The sequence below is a fragment of the Chitinophaga terrae (ex Kim and Jung 2007) genome, from assembly GCF_900107795.1.
Lineage (GTDB): Bacteria > Bacteroidota > Bacteroidia > Chitinophagales > Chitinophagaceae > Chitinophaga > Chitinophaga terrae.
Genome location: NZ_FNRL01000008.1, coordinates 224,372 through 243,268, shown reverse-complemented (window position 1 = coordinate 243,268; position 18,897 = coordinate 224,372). Strand labels below are relative to the sequence as shown.

At 49.2% G+C, this 18,897-nt stretch carries 12 protein-coding genes; 7 read left to right on the top strand and 5 right to left on the bottom strand.

The genetic code is table 11. From position 1 onward, the window contains the following. Positions 1 to 89: 89 nt before the first annotated feature. Positions 90 to 1,226: a FecR family protein gene (locus BLV62_RS11215; protein WP_168927804.1), complete on the bottom strand. Its 1,137-nt coding sequence runs from the start codon at positions 1,224 to 1,226 to the stop codon at positions 90 to 92. 71 nt (positions 1,227 to 1,297) lie between these two features. Beyond that, positions 1,298 to 1,900 (bottom strand): RNA polymerase sigma factor, encoded by a 603-nt coding sequence (locus tag BLV62_RS11210; RefSeq protein ID WP_089761620.1) that lies wholly within the window; start codon positions 1,898 to 1,900, stop codon positions 1,298 to 1,300. 101 nt (positions 1,901 to 2,001) lie between these two features. On the opposite strand from BLV62_RS11210, the gene BLV62_RS11205 reads away from it, so the two are divergent. From BLV62_RS11205 to BLV62_RS11180, 6 genes are all read left to right on the top strand, one after another. Then, a complete protein-coding gene (locus BLV62_RS11205) occupies positions 2,002 to 2,553 on the top strand; it encodes an RNA polymerase sigma factor (protein ID WP_089761618.1) in 552 nt (183 codons plus the stop codon). An 80-nt stretch (positions 2,554 to 2,633) separates the two neighbouring features. Beyond that, complete coding sequence (locus BLV62_RS11200) at positions 2,634 to 3,746, top strand: FecR family protein (protein WP_089761616.1); 1,113 nt, start codon at positions 2,634 to 2,636, stop codon at positions 3,744 to 3,746. 208 nt (positions 3,747 to 3,954) lie between these two features. Next, a complete protein-coding gene (locus BLV62_RS11195; protein WP_225889563.1) occupies positions 3,955 to 7,512 on the top strand; it encodes a TonB-dependent receptor in 3,558 nt (1,185 codons plus the stop codon). Positions 7,513 to 7,528: 16 nt separating this feature from the next. After that, positions 7,529 to 8,932 carry a RagB/SusD family nutrient uptake outer membrane protein gene (locus tag BLV62_RS11190; RefSeq protein WP_089761615.1) on the top strand — a complete coding sequence of 468 codons (1,404 nt, stop codon included), beginning with the start codon at positions 7,529 to 7,531 and terminating at the stop codon, positions 8,930 to 8,932. Positions 8,933 to 8,948: 16 nt separating this feature from the next. Beyond that, positions 8,949 to 10,046, top strand: coding sequence for a TlpA disulfide reductase family protein (locus BLV62_RS11185; protein ID WP_211117710.1), 1,098 nt, complete (start codon positions 8,949 to 8,951; stop codon positions 10,044 to 10,046). Beyond that, positions 10,043 to 11,245: a TlpA disulfide reductase family protein gene (locus BLV62_RS11180; RefSeq protein ID WP_211117709.1), complete on the top strand. Its 1,203-nt coding sequence runs from the start codon at positions 10,043 to 10,045 to the stop codon at positions 11,243 to 11,245. Before BLV62_RS11185 ends, BLV62_RS11180 begins: the two co-directional genes overlap by 4 nt. Before the next feature lie 75 nt (positions 11,246 to 11,320). Here BLV62_RS11180 and BLV62_RS11175 read toward each other — a convergent pair whose 3' ends face one another. Together BLV62_RS11175 and BLV62_RS11170 are read right to left on the bottom strand one after the other, a co-directional pair. Beyond that, entirely contained in the window at positions 11,321 to 12,040 is a 720-nt protein-coding gene (locus tag BLV62_RS11175) for an SDR family oxidoreductase (protein ID WP_089761613.1), read from the bottom strand. A gap of 80 nt (positions 12,041 to 12,120) precedes the next feature. Next, on the bottom strand, positions 12,121 to 13,056 hold the full coding sequence (locus BLV62_RS11170; RefSeq protein WP_089761610.1) for a helix-turn-helix domain-containing protein: 936 nt from the start codon (positions 13,054 to 13,056) through the stop codon (positions 12,121 to 12,123). Between the two features lie 134 nt (positions 13,057 to 13,190). Between BLV62_RS11170 and BLV62_RS11165 the strand changes: the two genes are divergently transcribed. Beyond that, positions 13,191 to 13,820 (top strand): hypothetical protein, encoded by a 630-nt coding sequence (locus BLV62_RS11165; protein WP_139170110.1) that lies wholly within the window; start codon positions 13,191 to 13,193, stop codon positions 13,818 to 13,820. A gap of 106 nt (positions 13,821 to 13,926) precedes the next feature. Here BLV62_RS11165 and BLV62_RS11160 read toward each other — a convergent pair whose 3' ends face one another. Beyond that, on the bottom strand, positions 13,927 to 18,702 hold the full coding sequence (locus BLV62_RS11160; RefSeq protein WP_089761606.1) for a RecQ family ATP-dependent DNA helicase: 4,776 nt from the start codon (positions 18,700 to 18,702) through the stop codon (positions 13,927 to 13,929). Between the last annotated feature and the right edge of the window lie 195 nt (positions 18,703 to 18,897).

Below are 18,897 nucleotides of genomic sequence, written 5' to 3'. Positions count from 1 at the left end.
GGCTGATTTGCCCGCGATTTGGGACAGGTTGTTCCCTTAGCAGATGACTGCATAATTTTGGTTGGTTTTAGACTTTTAAGATTTTGGTATTATTTCGATAACACCGTTAATTTCCTTCCTTCCAGTTTAAAATGGATGCCGGTCATTTCCAGGATGGTCAGTAATTCAGTAAGAGTGAGGGAGCGGCTGAATCCCCCGGTAAATGTATCGGTTGGTTTAGCGCCCTCGTATACGATCTCGATATCATACCATCGTGCAACATCCTGCATGACATAGGTCAGATTCCTGCTTTTGTATTCATAATTTCCATCCTTCCATGCGATAGCTTCATTAATATCTGCATGGGTATTGAGTTTGATCCCGGTCGATAAAACAGCTTGCTGTCCCGGTTTCAGTACATGGCTTTCAGTACCGCTGGTCACTCTTACGGCGCCCTCTACCAGCGTTACTTCTACACCAGGACTATCTTCGTAAGCTTTAACGTTAAAAGATGTTCCTAATACTTCTACCTGTTTATTATCACTGTTAACTATAAATGGTCTGGCTGCGTCTTTTGCTATTTCGAACCATGCCTGTCCCTTCACCTGCACCACGCGGCGATCAGCCGGGAAACCTGCAGGATAGGTAATAGACGAACCGGCGTCGAGCAGCACCAGCGAGCCGTCGGAGAGCCGTAGCGGGTACTGTTGTCCTCTCGCGGTTGTAAGCGTATTATATAATACCTGCCGGGATGTGGATTCGCCGGTATATTCCACCGTGCCATTCTTTGCCGCTATTCTGGTACCGCCCTGCATCATTGAAAGCTGGGCTCCTGCGCTATCCAGCGGCACTACGGTACCATCTGCCAGCGTAAGCGTAGCCCCTGTAACACCGGGCATTACATCATTTTTATAGGACGAATTTATTGCCCTGGCAACAGGCGCGGGTTTTGAATGTGGTTGATGGAGAAAATAGAACAAAGCGAAACCGAGCAGCAGTACGGCGGCTGCAGCGGCCCATAATGGCCGTAAACGACGTATTGGCTTCGGTTCTGACAGTACCCGTTGCAGCGTCTTCTCCCCGTCTACCCCCGCACTCAGGTCGTCTTTCTCCCACCATTCCTGCATTTCTTTCCTCAACAGGTCTTCCTCCCCGTGCGCTGACACTAATTGCCAGAATTCCTGCAATTCCTCAGTGGTAGCTTCCCCACTGGCATATTTACCGAATAGATATTGTAATCGTTCCACCAGGTTGTGCATCTTATATATAACAGACGCATGAAAATGAGGCAGGAGGTATCGGGGTAGAAAAAAAATTCCTATTTTTTTGTTTCCATATAGAAATACAGCAGCATGGCCCCTTCCACTCCTCTTTTATGAAGGAATTCCCTGATGGCGCCCAGGGCGTTGGACATCGTTTTTTTAACCGTTTGGGTAGAGAGGTTCAATTGCCGGGCGATCTGTTCATGCGTAAGGCCCTGGTCGCGCGAGAGGGTGAATACCAGCCTCCGTTGCGGCGATAAATGCCAGATGGCTTCCTGCAGCAGCTCCCGGGCTTCGCTGTCGAGCAACCTGTTGGCTGCATCATCTACCTGCGCAGGCGCCATTTGCCCGGCCACCAGTTGCTGCATTTTACGCTGGGTGGCAGTATAGCGAAAAAAACTGATCGCTTTATTATAGGCCACCTTCGACAGGAAAGCGTCCATATGCTGGATTTCCGTGATCAGTTCACGGCCTGTCCATAGTTTAGTGAAGATATCGTAGAGCAGTTCTTCAGCGATTTCATGCGACTTCGTCATCCGCCGCAGGTAGGTATATACTTTATTCCAATAGCGGTTATACAGCGCCGTAAAGGCCTGTTCATCTCCTTCCGCAATCCGGCGCAAGATCTCGTGTTCACTATAGTTGGAATCAACGGACATAAGTGGAGATAAAAATAGTAAAAAACATGGCAATCGTGAAAGAATCGTATATTCGTTTCATAGTCGCCAACCAAGTCTTTAGTGAAATCTGAATATGCCTGATGTCTGACTACCACATTTACACGGACCACGACCTATTGCTGCTTATCCGCCAGGATGACGCCCGGGCGTTTACCGAAATCTATCACCGGTATTGGAAACGAATGTTCACATTGGCGCTTCACCGGCTCAACTCCCGACAGGCTGCAGAAGATATCGTACAGGACGTATTTTCCGGCTTGTGGCAACGCCGCCACGAGTCAGAGATCACCACCCTCGGCGCTTATCTCGCCGTTGCTACCCGGTACGCCGCCTTCAGGCAGCTGGCCAAAATGAAATCCACTACCGACACCGATACACTCCCTGAAACCATCCAGGCATCAGCAGACGATACTACCGCCGCCCGCTTCCTCCTGCAATCCATGCAGGAAGAACTCAGGCAACTGCCTGAAAAATGCCGCCTGGTGTTCGACTACAGCCGCAACAAAGGCTGGTCGAACCGGGAGATCTCCCAGCAACTGCAGATCTCCGAGAAAGCCGTGGAAAAGCATATCACCAAAGCATTGCAACGTCTTCGCATCCAACTGAAGCATTACCTGCACTCCCTGTTCTGAAATTTTTTTTCACCGGAGGTAGGGGTACCCCCTGTTTACTGTACTATAAAATTAATTACCTGTAAAAGTTGCCCACGAGTATGGAAAGAGAAGAACTGATCGTTTTGTCGCGGAAGTATTTGTCAGGGACCGCAAGCGATGCCGAAAAAGCAAAGTTACTGGCCTGGTACAATGCCTACGATGAAGCGGAACTTACCGCCTTCCTGGAAGCCGAAGATCATGAAACAGAGGCTTCGCTGGAAGCCCGTATGCTCCGCCGCCTGCAGGCGGCTACGGGCACCGCGCCGCGCGTACGCCCGCTTCGCAGGAAAACTACCTGGGCTGCCGCCGCAGCGCTGGTAACGGCAATCGCAGGAGGCGCCTACCTCTGGCAGTCGGCCAGGGTGCATGCGGGTGGAGAACCGGTTGTGCAACATATGGCGGGCAACAAAGCAGTGCTGATCATGGGCGACGGCACACAGGTACCATTGGATAACGAGCATAGGAACCTGCTTGCCCAACACGGCAGCACGGCGGTGATGAAAGACTCAGGCACCTTATCCTATGCACAGGCAACAGGGAATGCTGTTCTGCAAAACACTTTGAAAACGCCCCGGGGGAGCCAGTTTAAACTGATACTACCCGATGGCACCGGCGTTTGGCTCAATGCCGAATCGTCGATCACTTACCCCACTGCCTTTACCGGCAGTCAACGCAGGGTAAGCATATCGGGCGAGGTTTATTTTGAAGTGGCGCCCAACGCACAGCAGGCATTCATTGTATCTGCCGGCCATGCGAATATCCAGGTACTGGGAACCAGCTTTAACGTCAATGCGTACAACGACGAAAAAAGCATCCGTACCACGTTGGTGGAAGGCGCCGTGAGTGTTAATGCTACGCGGCTGCGGCCAGGTCAACAGGCCGCTGTAACGGGTAATGATCTGCAGGTAACAGAGGTAGCGGATATGCAGGCAGTTATTGCATGGAAGAACGGTTTCTTCTCATTCAGGGATGCCGATGTGCAAACGGTAATGCGGCAGCTGGAACGCTGGTATGATGTAAAGGTAAATTATGCCGGTCCTATACCGGAAGGCCGCTTTACCGGCGAGATAGGCCGAACGCTTTCACTGCAACAGGTAGCTGCCCTGCTGGCAACAACCAGGATACACCTGCAGGTGAACGATGGCGGAAGAAGTGTGACGGTGCTGCCTTGACAGGCTTAGAAAAATCACTATATACATACACCAGAAGAACATCACTTGTCACCGACTGATTCCCTATCAGCCGGCCGGACATGTCATTTATCCATAAAAAAAACCCGGTGATCAGATGGCCGTCTGCACCAGGTTCTGTTTAGTTAACTCATTTCTGTAAACGCTCTTCTTTAAAGGAAGAGAAATATCAACCAAACCATACAAATGTATGCAATTAATCGCTTATTGCAGCAGGCTTTCGCGCGCAAAAAAGTCGCCAGGGGCCCTGCACATCACCAACCACCGGCTACGCGCCCATCCAACCAAAATCGTCAGAATCATGAAGCTCACAACGATCCTGCTGACCATTTTCGCACTCCATATCAGTGCAAAAGGTCTTTCGCAGCAAGTGACCATCTCCTGCCGGAACACATCGCTTACCCAGGTACTCGACCTGGTAAAAAAACAAACCGGCTATGTATTTTTCTACCGTACCGCCGATCTGTCGGAAACCGCACCGGTAACAGTGGAATTCAAATCTGTACCTGTTAAGGAAGCCTTGCAGATACTGATCGTAAAACCGCTGACCTACTCCATTGAAGGCAATACAGTGGTCATCTCCCGGCAACCGGCACAAAAGATCGCTTCCACTACGGAAGCCCTGTTGCAGGCAATGGTATTACAGGATATCAGCGGCCTGGTAACAGACGAGAAAGGCGCGCCATTGCCCGGTGTTTCCGTGCAGGTAAAAGACGCCAAAATAAACGCGATAACAGACAAAAACGGCAGGTTTGTATTGAAACAGGCCAGTCAAAACAGCGTACTTATATTCAGCAGCGTGGGTTTCGAAACCCAGACGATACAGGCAGGAGGACGTTCGTCACTGCAGGTTATCATGAAAAATAAAGTGGGCGACCTGGATCAATACGTGGTAGTAGGATATGGCAGCACCAAACGTAAAGACCTTACCGGTTCTGTCGCTTCCGTGGATGTAAAGGAGATCAAAGACGTGCCTTTTGCCAGTATCGACCAGGCATTGGCCGGTAAAGCCGCCGGCGTACAGGTTACCCAGGCCGACGGTTCCCCCGGCGGCGTAGCCAAGATCCGCATTCGCGGCGGCACCTCCCTGATGGGAGGAAACGATCCGCTCTATATCATCGACGGCGTACAGGTAACCATCCAGAATCGGTATGTTCAGAACCAGGCAGAAATCGTGAACCCGGTAGAACGTTTCGGCGCCGACGACGCCAATTCCAGCGTTGGCGGCTCTTTTGCCCGCGGTCTTAACAGCCTGGCAGGACTTAACATCAACGATATCGAATCCATCGATATTTTGAAAGACGCTTCTGCAACGGCTATCTATGGCTCCCGCGCTGCCAACGGCGTTATCATCATCACCACCAAAAAAGGAAAGCTCAACCAGAAACCTTCGCTGGAAGCCAACTATTATAGCGGCGTTACCACGGCGGTGAAAGAAAAACTGCTGAACGCCGACCAATACCGCATGATCATGAAAGAAGCGGCTAAAAACCTGAACGATGCCCGTGCAGCTGCCGGCCAGGCGCCTGACCCTACCGCCACCAACATCCTGAATGATCCTCATTTCCTTGGCGACGCCAATACCGACTGGCTTCATGAAGTACTGAGAACAGGCATCATGCAGAACGCCGACGTTTCAGTAAGAGGAGGCGGTACCGGTTCCCGCTACTATACATCTTTAGCTTATACAAAACAGGAAGGAACCATTAAAGGAACTGACTTCAGCCGCATTTCAGGAAAACTGAACCTGGACAATGACATTACCCGGCATTTCCGTGTGATCACCAATCTCGACTATGGCTTCACAAAAAACAATATCACTAACGGGATGTATGCCCAGGCCCTGTATGCTCCGCCTACCCTGGCTGCATACAATCCCGATGGAAGCGTACACCAGTTCCTGGCTTCCGACCTTGGCGGATCAGATTACCAGGGATACCAGAACCCACTGGTGCTCCGCGATGGTATAAACGAAGCAAAAACTACATCCCTGCTGGGTTCTCTGGCTGCCGAATTAGACATCCTGACAGGATTGAAATTCAGAAGCGTGATGTCTGTCAATTACAATACTTATCATCAGCTGAACTTTGTGCCCAGCACTGCGGTCATAGCTTCTCCCAATGGCGTAGGCAGCTCTAACGGTGGTACCGCATCACAGGCCCAATCTGAAGAAGTGAATATGTTCTACGAGAATACGCTCACCTGGGATAAACAGTTCAACGATCATCACCGCATTAACGTGGTAGGCGGTACTTCCTGGCAGAAATTCAGGTCTAACTCGTTTTCCGCCAGCGGCCAGGGATTTCCGGACGATAAATATCTCAATAATCTTTCTTCCGCAGCCATCACCCTACCTGCAACAGGGGAGTCGGGACAGAATACCCTGCTCAGCTTCTACCTGCGGGCCAACTATGCGTTGTATGAAAAATACCTCTTCACGTTTACGGGCCGTTCCGATGCCTCTTCCAAATTCCCTGAACATAACCGCGTAGGTTATTTTCCTTCGGGAGGCGTGGCATGGCGTATATCCGAAGAAAATTTTCTAAAACGCGCTACCTGGATCAGCGAGTTGAAACTACGGGCCAGCGCAGGTTACACCGGTACGCAGAATATTGGCGACAATATGTTCTACACGCTCTATACACCGGGTTCCTATGCCGGTTCCAATGCACTGGTACCAACACAACTGGGTAACGACAGGATCAAGTGGGAATCTACACTCCAGAAAGACCTGGGCCTGGATTTCGCTTTCTTTAAATCCCGCCTTCGCGGTACTATTGGCTATTATGAAAAACTGACGGATGGTTTGTTGCTTACTACCGCTCTTCCGCCCAGCTCCTCTTTTGCCAGCGTGATCACGAACCTGGCCACTATCCGCAATCGCGGACTGGAATTTGATTTTCGGGGAGATATAATAAAGAAGAAGAATTTTCAATGGACCAGCGCCATTAATATTTCAGGGAACCGGTCACTGGTCAAGGATATCAACACCGATTTCACAGACCCGACTGTCGATCCGGCTATGGCGCAATATTACCTTGGCAATAGTATTGTGCGTAAAAACGAACCATTGGGCCTGATCTACGGAAAACAATTTGCAGGCGTGATCCGCGATCAGAAACAACTGGAAGATTACAAAAAATCATTCCTCTATGCGCAGTATTTCGCGCGTTACCTGGGCATCGGCGACCCGATGTATAAGCTCGACAGTAACGGCATTTGGGCAGAAGACGTGATAGGGCATGCACAGGCCGACTTCTACGGCGGGTTCACCAACACCTTTACCTGGAAGAACTTCAGCCTCACTACGCTGCTCACCTTCTCGTATGGCGGCGATATCCTTTACCTGGCCGACATCCAGAATCAATACGTGGAAGGCCGCACCAACAAAGGCGTTCGTATCCTCGATCGCTGGACGCCTGAGAACAAGAACAGCGACAGACCTCGTGTCATCCTCGGCGAAAACAGCGTTTATTATAACGCCAGCAATAATGTGTACGATGCATCTTACCTGAAACTGAAGTCGGTAACGTTAACGTATACACTTCCGGACGCCGCGGCTAACCGCCTGCATCTGCGGAACGCTTCCGTGTATGTATCGGGCACCAACCTGTTCTGCATTACCAACTATCCCGGTCCTGACCCGGAAGTAAGCAACAATCCATACAGCGTTATTAACAGCAGTAACGATTCAGGTACTTACCCGGCTATGAGGCAATACAGTATGGGTCTAAGGGTTGGTTTCTAATCTCAAACTATTATTTATGAAGAGGATCGCATTAATTATAACAATATTCATGGCAGTTTCCTGTGGAAAAGAACTGGGCAAGCTGCCTGAAAATGCCAAAGTGGAGGGCAACACCATCCTGGATGAGCGCACATCCGAAATTGCCCTTAACGGTGTGTATTACAGGTTCGGCAATGTAGACGCCAACTCCAACACAACCAAGTGGTTTGCCCAGGAAGTAGTGCCCGCCATGTGTACAGGGTACCTGGGCTATGGCTACGGCGCCGATGCCGCAGAAGAAAACAACTACAGCAACTCTAGCTATGTTGGCATGTACTGGAACCAGTTCTATGCCCTCGTAAATGCCGCCAATGGCGTGATACAGGGAGTGGAAAGCCTGCCCGACAATGCGTTCAACGGCTCCAGGAAAAAGGAAATACTGGCGGAAGCCCGCTTTCTTCGCGCCTACGGGCATTTTAAATTACTCAGTTACTACGGCGAATGGTTCGACAGGAACAGCACTTATGGCGCGCTCCTTCGAACCGAGTTTGTTGCCCTGGGTAATATTCAGAAGAAACGAAGCACGGTGAAGGAAAGTTATGACCTGATCTTTGATGATGTGAACTACGCTGTTGAAAATGGCCCGGCATCCGCTCCTAACTATCATGCCAGCAAATGGGCGGCGATGGCGCTAAAAGTCCGCGTACTGATGAGTTACGGCGATTATGCGCAGGCAGCGACAGTGGCCGGCGATATCATTCAGAATAGCCCCTATACGCTGGAACCGAATGTTAAAGATGTATTTTATCTCAAAGGCCTGAACAGCAGCGAAGTGATACTGGGCATACAACCCCAGCAGAACCAGGCGTCTTACTACTATAATCTCAGTTCCCAGTATTATCCCGGCGCTTCATCGCTGTACGTGGCTAAAGACAAGTTGAAGAACCTGCTGCAGGGAGATCCCCGCTTGTCGTGGCTCATCGGCAGCGCCAACCGTTATGTGCCCGGTACCTATTTTTTCCTGAAATATATCCCCGAAGGTACCAAGGCCACTGTTGTTTCAGAAACAGCCTATGCTTTCAGGTTAACGGAAGTATACCTGCTCAGGGCGGAAGCCCTGGTAAGGGCAGGCGGCAGTACTGCTGAAGCAAAAGCGCTGGTGAAAGAGGTGATGAAACATGCAGGGATAACAGACTTCTCTGTCATTGACCAGGCAAACAATACAGACGAGTTATTGAAACAGATCTATTTTGAAATATCCAAAAGCCTGACAGGTGAAGACGGGCAGGAATGGATGGCGTTACTGCGTTTTCCGCTCGCTACTGTGACACAGCTGAAAGCTGAGATCAAAGATAAAATTCAATACATATTCCCTGTTCCCCGCAATGAGTTCCTGATGAATCCATTATTCGGCGATCAGAACAGAGGTTACCAGAAATAAATAAATCTACCGATATATGAAAAAACAGATCCTATTGTTTTCGATACTGGCTGCAGCTGCATGTAACCCGCCGGCAAAGCAGCAGGCAAAGATCAGCGCAGACCTTGCAGGGCTAAAAGACAGCGTGGTACACATTATGATACCGGTTGCCGATTCGTCAAAAACCGATACTGTTCCGGTTACCAATGGGCATTTTACCTGGACGGGCGAAATGACGGAACCACAGAAAATATACATCGGCACTTCCACCCGTTTCATAGAACTGTTTATGGGGAATAACGACGTACAGGTAAAAGGAAATATTGATTCGATCGAAAACCTGCAGATCACAGGATCTCCGACCCAGGACGAAGTGGCAGCGTTCAATAGATCTATTAAAGATATTACCGACAAAATGGATACGCTTTTCGCACATTACGAAGAAGCAAAGAAGAACGACAGTACCATGGCTTTGCTGGAAAAGACGCTGGACGATCTGCGGGAACAGCGTAAGGACCGCACTGTAACGTATATACGTACGCATCCTGAAAGTCCAGTAAGTGTAAGCATGTTGTCGGACATGGCGGTGATGGGCGAGTATGCGCCGCTGGACAGTACCTACAGGCTCCTTGCTTCATCGGCCCGGGAAAGCGCTGCCGGCAAACGTGTAGCCAACAGGCTGGCGGTGCTGAAACGCAGCGCTATCGGGCAGCCGGTTATCGATTTTATGCAGAATGATGTAGATGGAAAACCAGTTAAAATTTCTGACTTCAAAGGAAAATATGTGCTGCTGGATTTCTGGGCAAGCTGGTGTGGTCCCTGCCGCGCCGAGAATCCTAACGTCCTGAAAGCATATAACACGTTTAAGGATAAAAACTTCATTGTGGTGGGAGTATCGCTGGACGATAATGCCGACAAATGGAAAGCAGCCATTAAAGAAGACGGCATGCCATGGATACAGCTTTCAGACCTCAAAGGCTGGCGCAATGCAGTAGCGCAGGAATACGGCATACAGGGCATCCCCTACTCGCTCCTGATCGACCCTAACGGGATCATTATAGCAAAAGAACTGCGCGGAACAAAACTGCATGAAAAACTGGCTTCATTGTTAAACAATCAAAAACCAACCATATGAAACTGTATAGCCTGATCGCCGCATCACTGCTATTCTCACCAGCGGCTATGCCGCAACAGCCTTTTACTATTAAAGGCAATGTCAAAGGGCTTAGTACCCCGTTTGTTTACCTGAGTTACGGGACCGACAACTCTTACAAAACTGATAGCTCCGCCGTAAAAGGAGGAGCCTTCAGTTTTGCCGGAGAGCTTACCCAACCTGTAATGGCCCGCATATACACCGATAAGCAGTCGGCCATGTATGGAGAAGGCGACATGGCCACCTTCTTCATTGAACCGGGAGATATGACTATCAGCGGGGATAAGGCGCATTTCGACCAGTTGCAGCTGAAAGGATCTGCCTCCCAGAAAGAACAACAGGAATTGGATGCGGCCCGCAAACCTGTAATGGCAAAGCTGAAACCCATCAGCAATGCCTATAACAAGTTGAATAAAGAATACATGGCCCTGCACAAGGCCCGGAAAAGTGAAGCGGAAATGGCGCCTGTAAAAGCAAAGCTGGATAAACTTAAAGAACAGATGGAGCCATATTATGAGCAACTGGAGAAGATAGATATGGCGTTCATCGACAAACATCCCAACTCCTATGTTGCCGCCAACCTGCTGCGCTGGAGAGTAAGCAATATGCCGCTGGCGGAAGGAGAGAAATATTACAGCAGGATGTCGCCGGCTCTGCAACAGAGCTCCGACGGCCGGGCAATTCGCAAGGAACTGGATGGGCTGAAGATGGGTTCTCCGGGAAGTATGGCGCACGAATTCACGAAACAGGATATTAACGGCCAAACCCTTAGCCTGGCCAGCCTTCGCGGCAAATATGTACTGTTGGACTTCTGGGCCAGCTGGTGCGGCCCTTGCCGGAAAGGTAACCCGCATCTGAAAACATTATACAGCAAGTATAAAGACAAAGGCCTGGAAATAGTAGGAGTTTCTGATGATGACCGCGACCTGGCCGCCTGGAAGAAAGCGGTAGAACAGGATGGTATCGGTATTTGGAGACATGTGCTGCGGGGCCTGGATATGGAAAAACGTATGGCCAACCAACCAAATCCAGACGATATCAGCGACTACTACGGCATTCATTCCCTGCCTACCAAGATCCTGATTGACCCGCAAGGGAAAATTATAGGCCGCTATGGCGGAGGTGGAGAAGATGATGAAGCGATGGACAAGAAACTGGCATCCATATTTGGAGCGATATAGATATGAACCCGTTTATATTTGGGGCTGACCTTTTTTTGAGGTCAGCCCTTTTTGTTACCGGTTGTTTGGAATTGGTTACAGCGACAAGCCACCATCTATCCGCAGTACTGTACCATTAATAAAACCATTTCCTGCCAGGAAGAAGATACCGTCTGCAATTTCCGCTGCCTGCCCTACTCTTCCAACTGGCGTAACAGCAGCATACTTTGCAAAAGCCGCCTGCTTTTCATCGGCGGGCAGGAAGTCCCACCAGCTGGTATCAACCACGCCGGGCGAAACTGCGTTGATCCGTAAGGGTTGTATTTCTTTTGCAATGGCCGGCAACATCAGTTCCAGTGAGCCATTGATAGCTGCGAGCCCTGAAGTGCCGGGAGCGCCGAGCACAGATGAAGCTGCCGTTACTATCGTGATGCTGCCTGTTTTGTTTAAATAAGGCAGGGCAGCCTGCAGGGTATTCAGTATTGGCCAGAATTTTCCTTCAAACCCGCTGCGCAGATCTTCGACCGGAAGATCGGCCAGCTCTCCCATCCCTTTTCCTCCGCTAAGAGAGATCACCAGGTGATCAATATTTCCCTGTTGTTTGAAGAAGGTATCCAGGGCAGGCCTGTTGGTACTGTCGAGCGCCTCTGTTTGTAGGCCTGGCAGCAATGTCTGTGCTTCCCGGAGCCGTTGTTCCGACCTGCCGGTTATTATTACCTGCGCTTTTGCTTCATGAAATTGTTTGGCGGTAGCAAGTCCAACACCGGTTGAGCCGCCTGCTACGATTACTTTTTCCCCTTCGAAATTTGCTTTCATAGTATTTGATTTTATGAATACAAAGTTCGTTCAGGGAGATAGGGTTATTATTATCCGAATGCTGCATTTCATTAACGGGGTTATGCATTCTTCCGGAATGCCAGTGGCGTTTGACCAGTTTGTTCGCGAAAGAACCGGTTAAAGCTGGCGGGATCGCTGAACTGCATATGATGGCTGATTTCGGCAATTGTATGATCGGTGAATCGAAGCAGCGCCTTTGCTTCATGTATCAGCATACTGCTGATGGTAGCGGATGCAGTTTGGCCGGTGACCTCCCTCACCGTCCTGTTAAGATGATTAGGTGTAACGCCCAGTATGGCGGCGTAATCGGCCACCTTTCTTTTTTGCAGGTAATGCCGGCTTACTAGTTTGCGGAACCGGGGAACCAGGTAGGCGGCCCTTGTATCTGTTTGTACGCAGTCGAGGCGCTGCCGCAGGTAAGAGCGCTTGATGGTCAGCAACAACAGGTAAAAGTAAAGTCTTACTGCTTTTTCCCTGCCTGCGCGCAGCTCCTGCAGTTCCTCGTTTATACGGTCTACAAATCCTGCTACCTCTGTAATTTCAGCAACGTCCAGTTGTATGAACAGCTGTCCTTCAATATTAAAAAAGGGAAATTCATCCTGGAAGCTGTCGGGTGCGATCAGTTCTTCCATAAACGTATCTTCAAACAAAGCATAGTAACCGAAAGTGCCGGGTTGAATATTGCATTTCGTGAATACCTGGCCAGGGTAGGTAAAGCTGATGGTACCGGGGCGATGCCTGAATTCTTCCACGCCCAGGATTACGTCCACTCCGCCGCTGAGGGTGATGCTCATACGATAGAAGTTGGATTTCAACGGGCCTACTCCCGCAACCAGTCCTTCGCTGGAATACAGCTCAAATCCCCTGATCCGGTGACCCGCCGGCAGGTTGTTGTAGCCGAAAGTAGAAGTATCGTTTTTATCCCGGTGCAGGTGGCGGAAATCGCCCAGCGTATATTCCGGTATCTTTCCCTGGGTTAATGTACGTTTTGCCATACAGTATAAAGATACGATCCTTGCACCTTTCCTGCAAAGCGATCACCTGGCGCGGGCGCTGAAACATAATTCACCAACCGTTTTGCAGGTGACCGTATTTTTGTGCATTTTTGCCAGGCAGTAAACCCAGCATCATGCAATTCAATAAACGACCGGCGCCGGATCTATATAAGCCATATGCATTCGAAGGCAACCCCGCATATTTTAAAAACCTGCACGAGGTAGAATGGCGTGGCCAGTTGCGGTCATCTACCGGCGGCGCCCAATTCAGGATCAGGTATTACGGTGAGTTGTATACCTGGCAGGTAAAGCAGAAACCGGCCCACCTGGAAGCGCATTACCGCAACTACGGCAGGCATTTCAATGGCCTGATAGCCGCAACCAATGAGGCCCCGGAGCTGGTATACGCTGAAGATGCCGTTACAGGTGAAAGGATCTTATTATTTGACTACTCTCTTCATGGTTACGACAACCTGTTTTGCAATGAATGGGATTTCAGCAAAATACCCCAACGCCAGGCCGATAAAATATACAGGGATGCCGCAGGAAACGAGGTTTTTGAAGTGGTAGTATGTACTTTCAACAACATCGACTATGAAGATGAAGATGAGCACTTCCTGGGTCCCGAAGGTAAAGCAACGTTACTTAACGGCAGCAAAGTGGATATAAGTTTCCTTCAGCGCAACGGCTTCGACGGTATTTCAATATTGTTGTATGATAAAGATGGAGAAAAGGTGATGGTACATCAGCGGGAATTGGCGTAAGGATGTATGGCTGTTGTGCGGTTTAACTTCCTGATAACGCGTGCAGCTGCCTGTTAAAAACAGGCAATTTATTGTACTTATAATAATGAAATTTATTTTCTAAAGCTTACTTATTTCTCTCCAATAACAACTCAGGTAATAAAATAAGGAACATTTCTTCCTCCTTCTTCCAATAGACCATAAAATTCACCCTTGCATGTTTGAGAGTGTATCCTTTGCTATACAATTCTGCTAATCGTTCCCGGCATTTATTTGAAAAACGCAATACCTGCCGGCCGCCCGGAACCCGGCAGCCGCCGTCGCATATCTCCAGTTCATCTCCGCTTACCAATGCTGAAAGCGCCCGTTGTTCAGAAATAAAAAAATCGAGGTGCACATCTTTATAGGTTAAATTCCATACAACTTCCGGGGGCGAAAGGTAGGATCGGTCATCATCGCAAAATAACGGCGAGCCTGCGGTAATTCCATTAAAAACATCGCTATTTGTATGAATGCTCAGAAAACGCCGCGACCTGGTTAGTCCAACGAACAACTGGCGTCGTACGTCTTCTGTCACTGTCCTGATGCCATCTACCAGCAGGAAGGTATTATCGAATTCTTTGCCTTTAGCTTTGTGGATAGTCGACACGAGGATCAACTCTCCTTCTTTATAAAAATCGCCCAGTGCAGATTCTTTCAGGAATACCTCCAGGTCTGACCGGTATTTCTCGCGCGGATGGGCCATCTCAAAACTCCGGATCACTGACAGGCATATCTCGCAATGCATGCTTCGGCCATAATGCTCTACCAATGCCTGCTTGGCAGTTACCCAGGCTACTTCAGAAATGGTATAATCCGTTCCTGCTTCCGGCAGGCAGCTCATAAAGAAGCGGATCTCCGCCAGGTTGGGCAAACCGAATCCTTCGTTTTCCTGGATCAGGCGGGCAGGCATGTTATTTTTCAGTAAAAGTCCGGTAACCTGCATGGCTTCCTCGTTGGTGCTGGTAAGCACGCAGGTGGTGCCGCTCAGACCAGCCGTCAGTATATCATTAACCAGGGGCACAATCAGATCCTGGTCTTTATACCTGGTAATGCGAAGCACCCCTTCATCCTGGCTGTGCGCTTTCAAATCATGTTTTTTAAGCCGGTCTTTCATTGTTCCTGCAAAGGCATTGGCAAATGCCACCAGGTTACTGCGGCTGCGGTAATTATCAAGCAACTCATATTTTGCAGCGCCTGGCCTTTCGCCCAACTGCTTCATGTACCGGGGGCTGGAACCCCGGAAAGCATATATATTCTGGTCATCATCCCCTACGGCGATCACGCGCATATCTTCGTTCCGTTCCAGCAAAGCCTCTATCAGCGCAAACTCGTCCTTATCCATATCCTGTGCTTCATCTATTACCAATACAGCTTTGGTAATCCGGCTTGCCTCCACTTCCCCGCTTTTTATTTTCTCTACAGTCTCAGAAATAACCTGCCCGGCTTTTTCAAGCGTACCTACTTTACCCAGCAGGTCGAAACAGTAAGAATGAAAAGTTTTGATCTCTATAAACCTTGCAGCGCCGTAGAGCAAGGTTGTGAGCCGTTGTTTGAATTCTGTAGCCGCAGCCCGGGAAAACGTCACCATCAGCAGTTGATCGTGCTTGACGTCTTCCATTAAAACCAGGGACGCCAGTTTGTGCACCAGTAATTTCGTTTTGCCGCTGCCCGGCCCCGCGGCTACTACAATACAGGAAGACTTGCTGTCATCCAGTATTTCAAGCTGCGCAGGCGAAAGTGTTCCGATCAGCTGACGGTACCTGGCAGGAGTCAGGCTTCGTTTTATCTCCTCCTGCCGGCTGCCTTTGAAATAATTCTGCAGGAAGGAAGCATAATTCATATTGAAATAGTCTTCCACGAACTGTTGAGCGCCGGTGGGATCTTCCATCATCCGGCGGGCATATTCTCCAACAATATGTATCTGCTGCCGCTTGCCCTCATAAAACTGGTTCAGCTTCTTATAATCGTCTTGCTTATAGCGTTGCCTGTTATCTTTCAACCGTTCGATGCTAAGCCGGTTATAGAGCACCAGGAAGCCCCCCTCTATTTTAAGAGATTCGATCCTCGACAGGTAAAACAACACGTTTTCGATATCCTGTACAGATAACGCTGCGGCAAAGAGGTTTGACTGATTGTAAGCAGTTTTCAATTCATGAACTGAGAATTCTACCGGCAACTCCTCCCCTGTTACAGGTTGGGTCAATGTTGCTGCGGCCTTTTCGAACAGGTACCGGACAATAAATACTGACAGGTCATATTGCTGATCCAGTTTCTGCATCAGCATTTCACGAGGCAGCATACATTGCACAAGGAACTGGTGTCCCTGATGTCCTTGCACCTGCCTTTTAACCCAACCGCGTATAGACCATAGATTGAGCAATGTTTTGATCCTCCCCGGCCCAACTTCTTCAACGCCTGCTGCCGTCGCCTCCTCGCTCAGTTTTTTCATGTGAAAAAGCTGCTCTTCTTCACTAAATAAAGGCAGGAGGAATTTTTCGAGTGCGGCATATGATTCGACTATGGACAATGACCGGTTCTTATTTTCGCGGTTGCGTATAAACACCGTCAGGTCTTTGAAATCGGCCAGTATCTTTTCTTCACGCAACAGGTTTACCACCCGTATCACATCTTCTTTTTTTATCCCCAGGCGGTCCGACAGGTAGTCTATACGTGATTCGGCTTCCTCGCTATTACTGCTTTGCCGGCGTTTGCTGGAAAAAAGGTTGCGCAATATGCGGGCGGCCCATTCTCTTTCCTTGTCATTAAACCTTGAGGAACTGTTTACCTGTTCGATGGCTTCCTGTGCTGACCGCAACATGAGGCTGTTAGCAAACACCCGTGGCATGTTCTGTTTTCGCTCCAGGTACCCGGCTGTTTCCAGCGCCGCTACTCCGGTGAGCACCCGCGTCTCAGCGTCGCGTACATTTTCATCCCATCCTGCTTTGCGCGCAAGTTCCAATGGAGAAGTAAAAACAGTTGGCCTGTAGTTAGTAAGCTCCTTTATAGCCTTCCATAGCTGGCCAATTTCACGCAGATGCAGTTTGGTCTGGTTCAGCATTATAAAATGTTTATCCAGGTCGCCCTCCGAGAACAACACATGACATTCGGCCATCAGGTTTTCGTCGCGGCCTGCTCTTCCTGCTTCCTGCACATAATTCTCAAGGGAATCAGAGATCTCGTAGTGGATAACCATTTCCACATCCTTTTTATCGACGCCCATCCCGAATGCAGAGGTAGCGACCATCACTTTTACCTGGCCGTTCATAAACGCATCCTGGTTCGCGATCTTTTCCCGCTGTTCCATCTGGCCATGATAGTTTAAGGCAGGGATATTGTCTTTCCTCAACCGCTCTGCAAGCTGGGCGGTTGTTTTAGTCCTGGACGCATACACAATGGTGGAACATTGTTTATCCATTATCAGGTTGCGAAGCAACTGGTATTTTTCATTCTCTCCTTCTTCATACCATACTTTGAAATGCAGGTTCTTTCTGCCGCTGCCTGCACGGAACAACTGCAGGTCCAACCCCAGTTTTTCTTTAAAATAGTTACGGATATCGGCTATTACATTCTGTTTAGCGGTAGCGGTAAAGCAGGAAACAGGGATCGGCTCTTCCATGCCTTTCAGCTCTTGCAGCCGGCGGATGAAATTGCCGATGTAGAGATAGTCGACCCGGAAATCCTGTCCCCATGCCGAAAAACAATGTGCTTCATCAATTACGAAACGATCTATTTTCCGGCCCAGCAACAACCGCTCAATGGTTTTTGAACGCAGCGATTCAGGCGATATATACAGCATCGAGGCGCTGCCATCTTCTACCCGTTCAAATGATTTAGCCCTTTCTACCGGGTCCAGCAACCCATTGATCGTAACTGCGTCTGTAATGCTATTCTTTTCAAGATTATCTACCTGGTCTTTCATCAGCGACTGCAGGGGCGATATTATAACTGTCAGTCCCTTCACGCTTTCGCCTGCCATCAGCGCAGGCAGCTGGAAGGTGATGGACTTGCCTCCGCCTGTGGGGAAAACGGCCAGTAATGAAGCCCTGTTGATTGCTGCCCTTACAGCGTTTTCCTGCAGCGGTACGCCGTCGTACAATCTGAAGGTTTGGTGATGGAAGTGCTGTTGAAGGCCCAGGTGCGGATCAAGCGCCTTATTGCAGTAGGCGCAGCCTTTCAGGCATGGCTGGCCACGCAGCAGGTACATAGTCCTGGCCACAGCAGGAAAATTATATAAGACCCACGGAGGAGTTATCGAATAACGGCTGTTTGCGTGAACAAGCGATAATGTATAGGCCAATTCTACAGGTTGGTCCTTTATCAACTGTTGCAAATCCGCAGCCGAACAAATATTGCCTTCAAATATTTCCTGTATCAACTTATCTACATGCCGGTCGGCGGGGGCGATATAATCAATAAACTGAAAAAAGGCGGCAAATTCTTCCCTGTTCTTCAACAGGTGATAGAATACCTGCTGCAAATTTTTGTCAAGGCCTTGAAACGCATGTATCTCATCGTAGAACAGATCCTTTGCCTTGATTGCATCCGTCAACGGGTTATTCACTTCTCCATCTTTCAGTTTCTCATCTTTTAATAAATGGTGATAAGGCTTCGCAGGGAACAAGAGGGGCGACCAGTATAAAGTATCTATTATAGCAGCGTTGCCTACCGCTGTTCGGATATACCGGAGATCGTGCCTGTAAATGTTATGTCCTGCCACGTAGCGGGCATCCTGTATAAAATGGGCAAACTCCGTTAATGAGCCTGCATGAAACTTCGCACCATTGTCTTTAATGGCTCCAATGTCGGTTACCTTGCGGGTAGCGGGATTTACTTCGGTATCGATGAATACGATTGATCTCATGGAGTGGTCTGATACAATGGTTATGCTTCTGCTGCGGTGATGCAAAGGTTTGCAACCAGTACTATCCAAATATAATAAAAAAACAGATAGTGTACCTATTCCCTAATCCCCTTATAACCATCTCTCTTTAAAAATCACTCCCGAAAATCATCCATCTAAAAGTTAAGGCAATCGTAGCGCTTACATCCCGAAGAG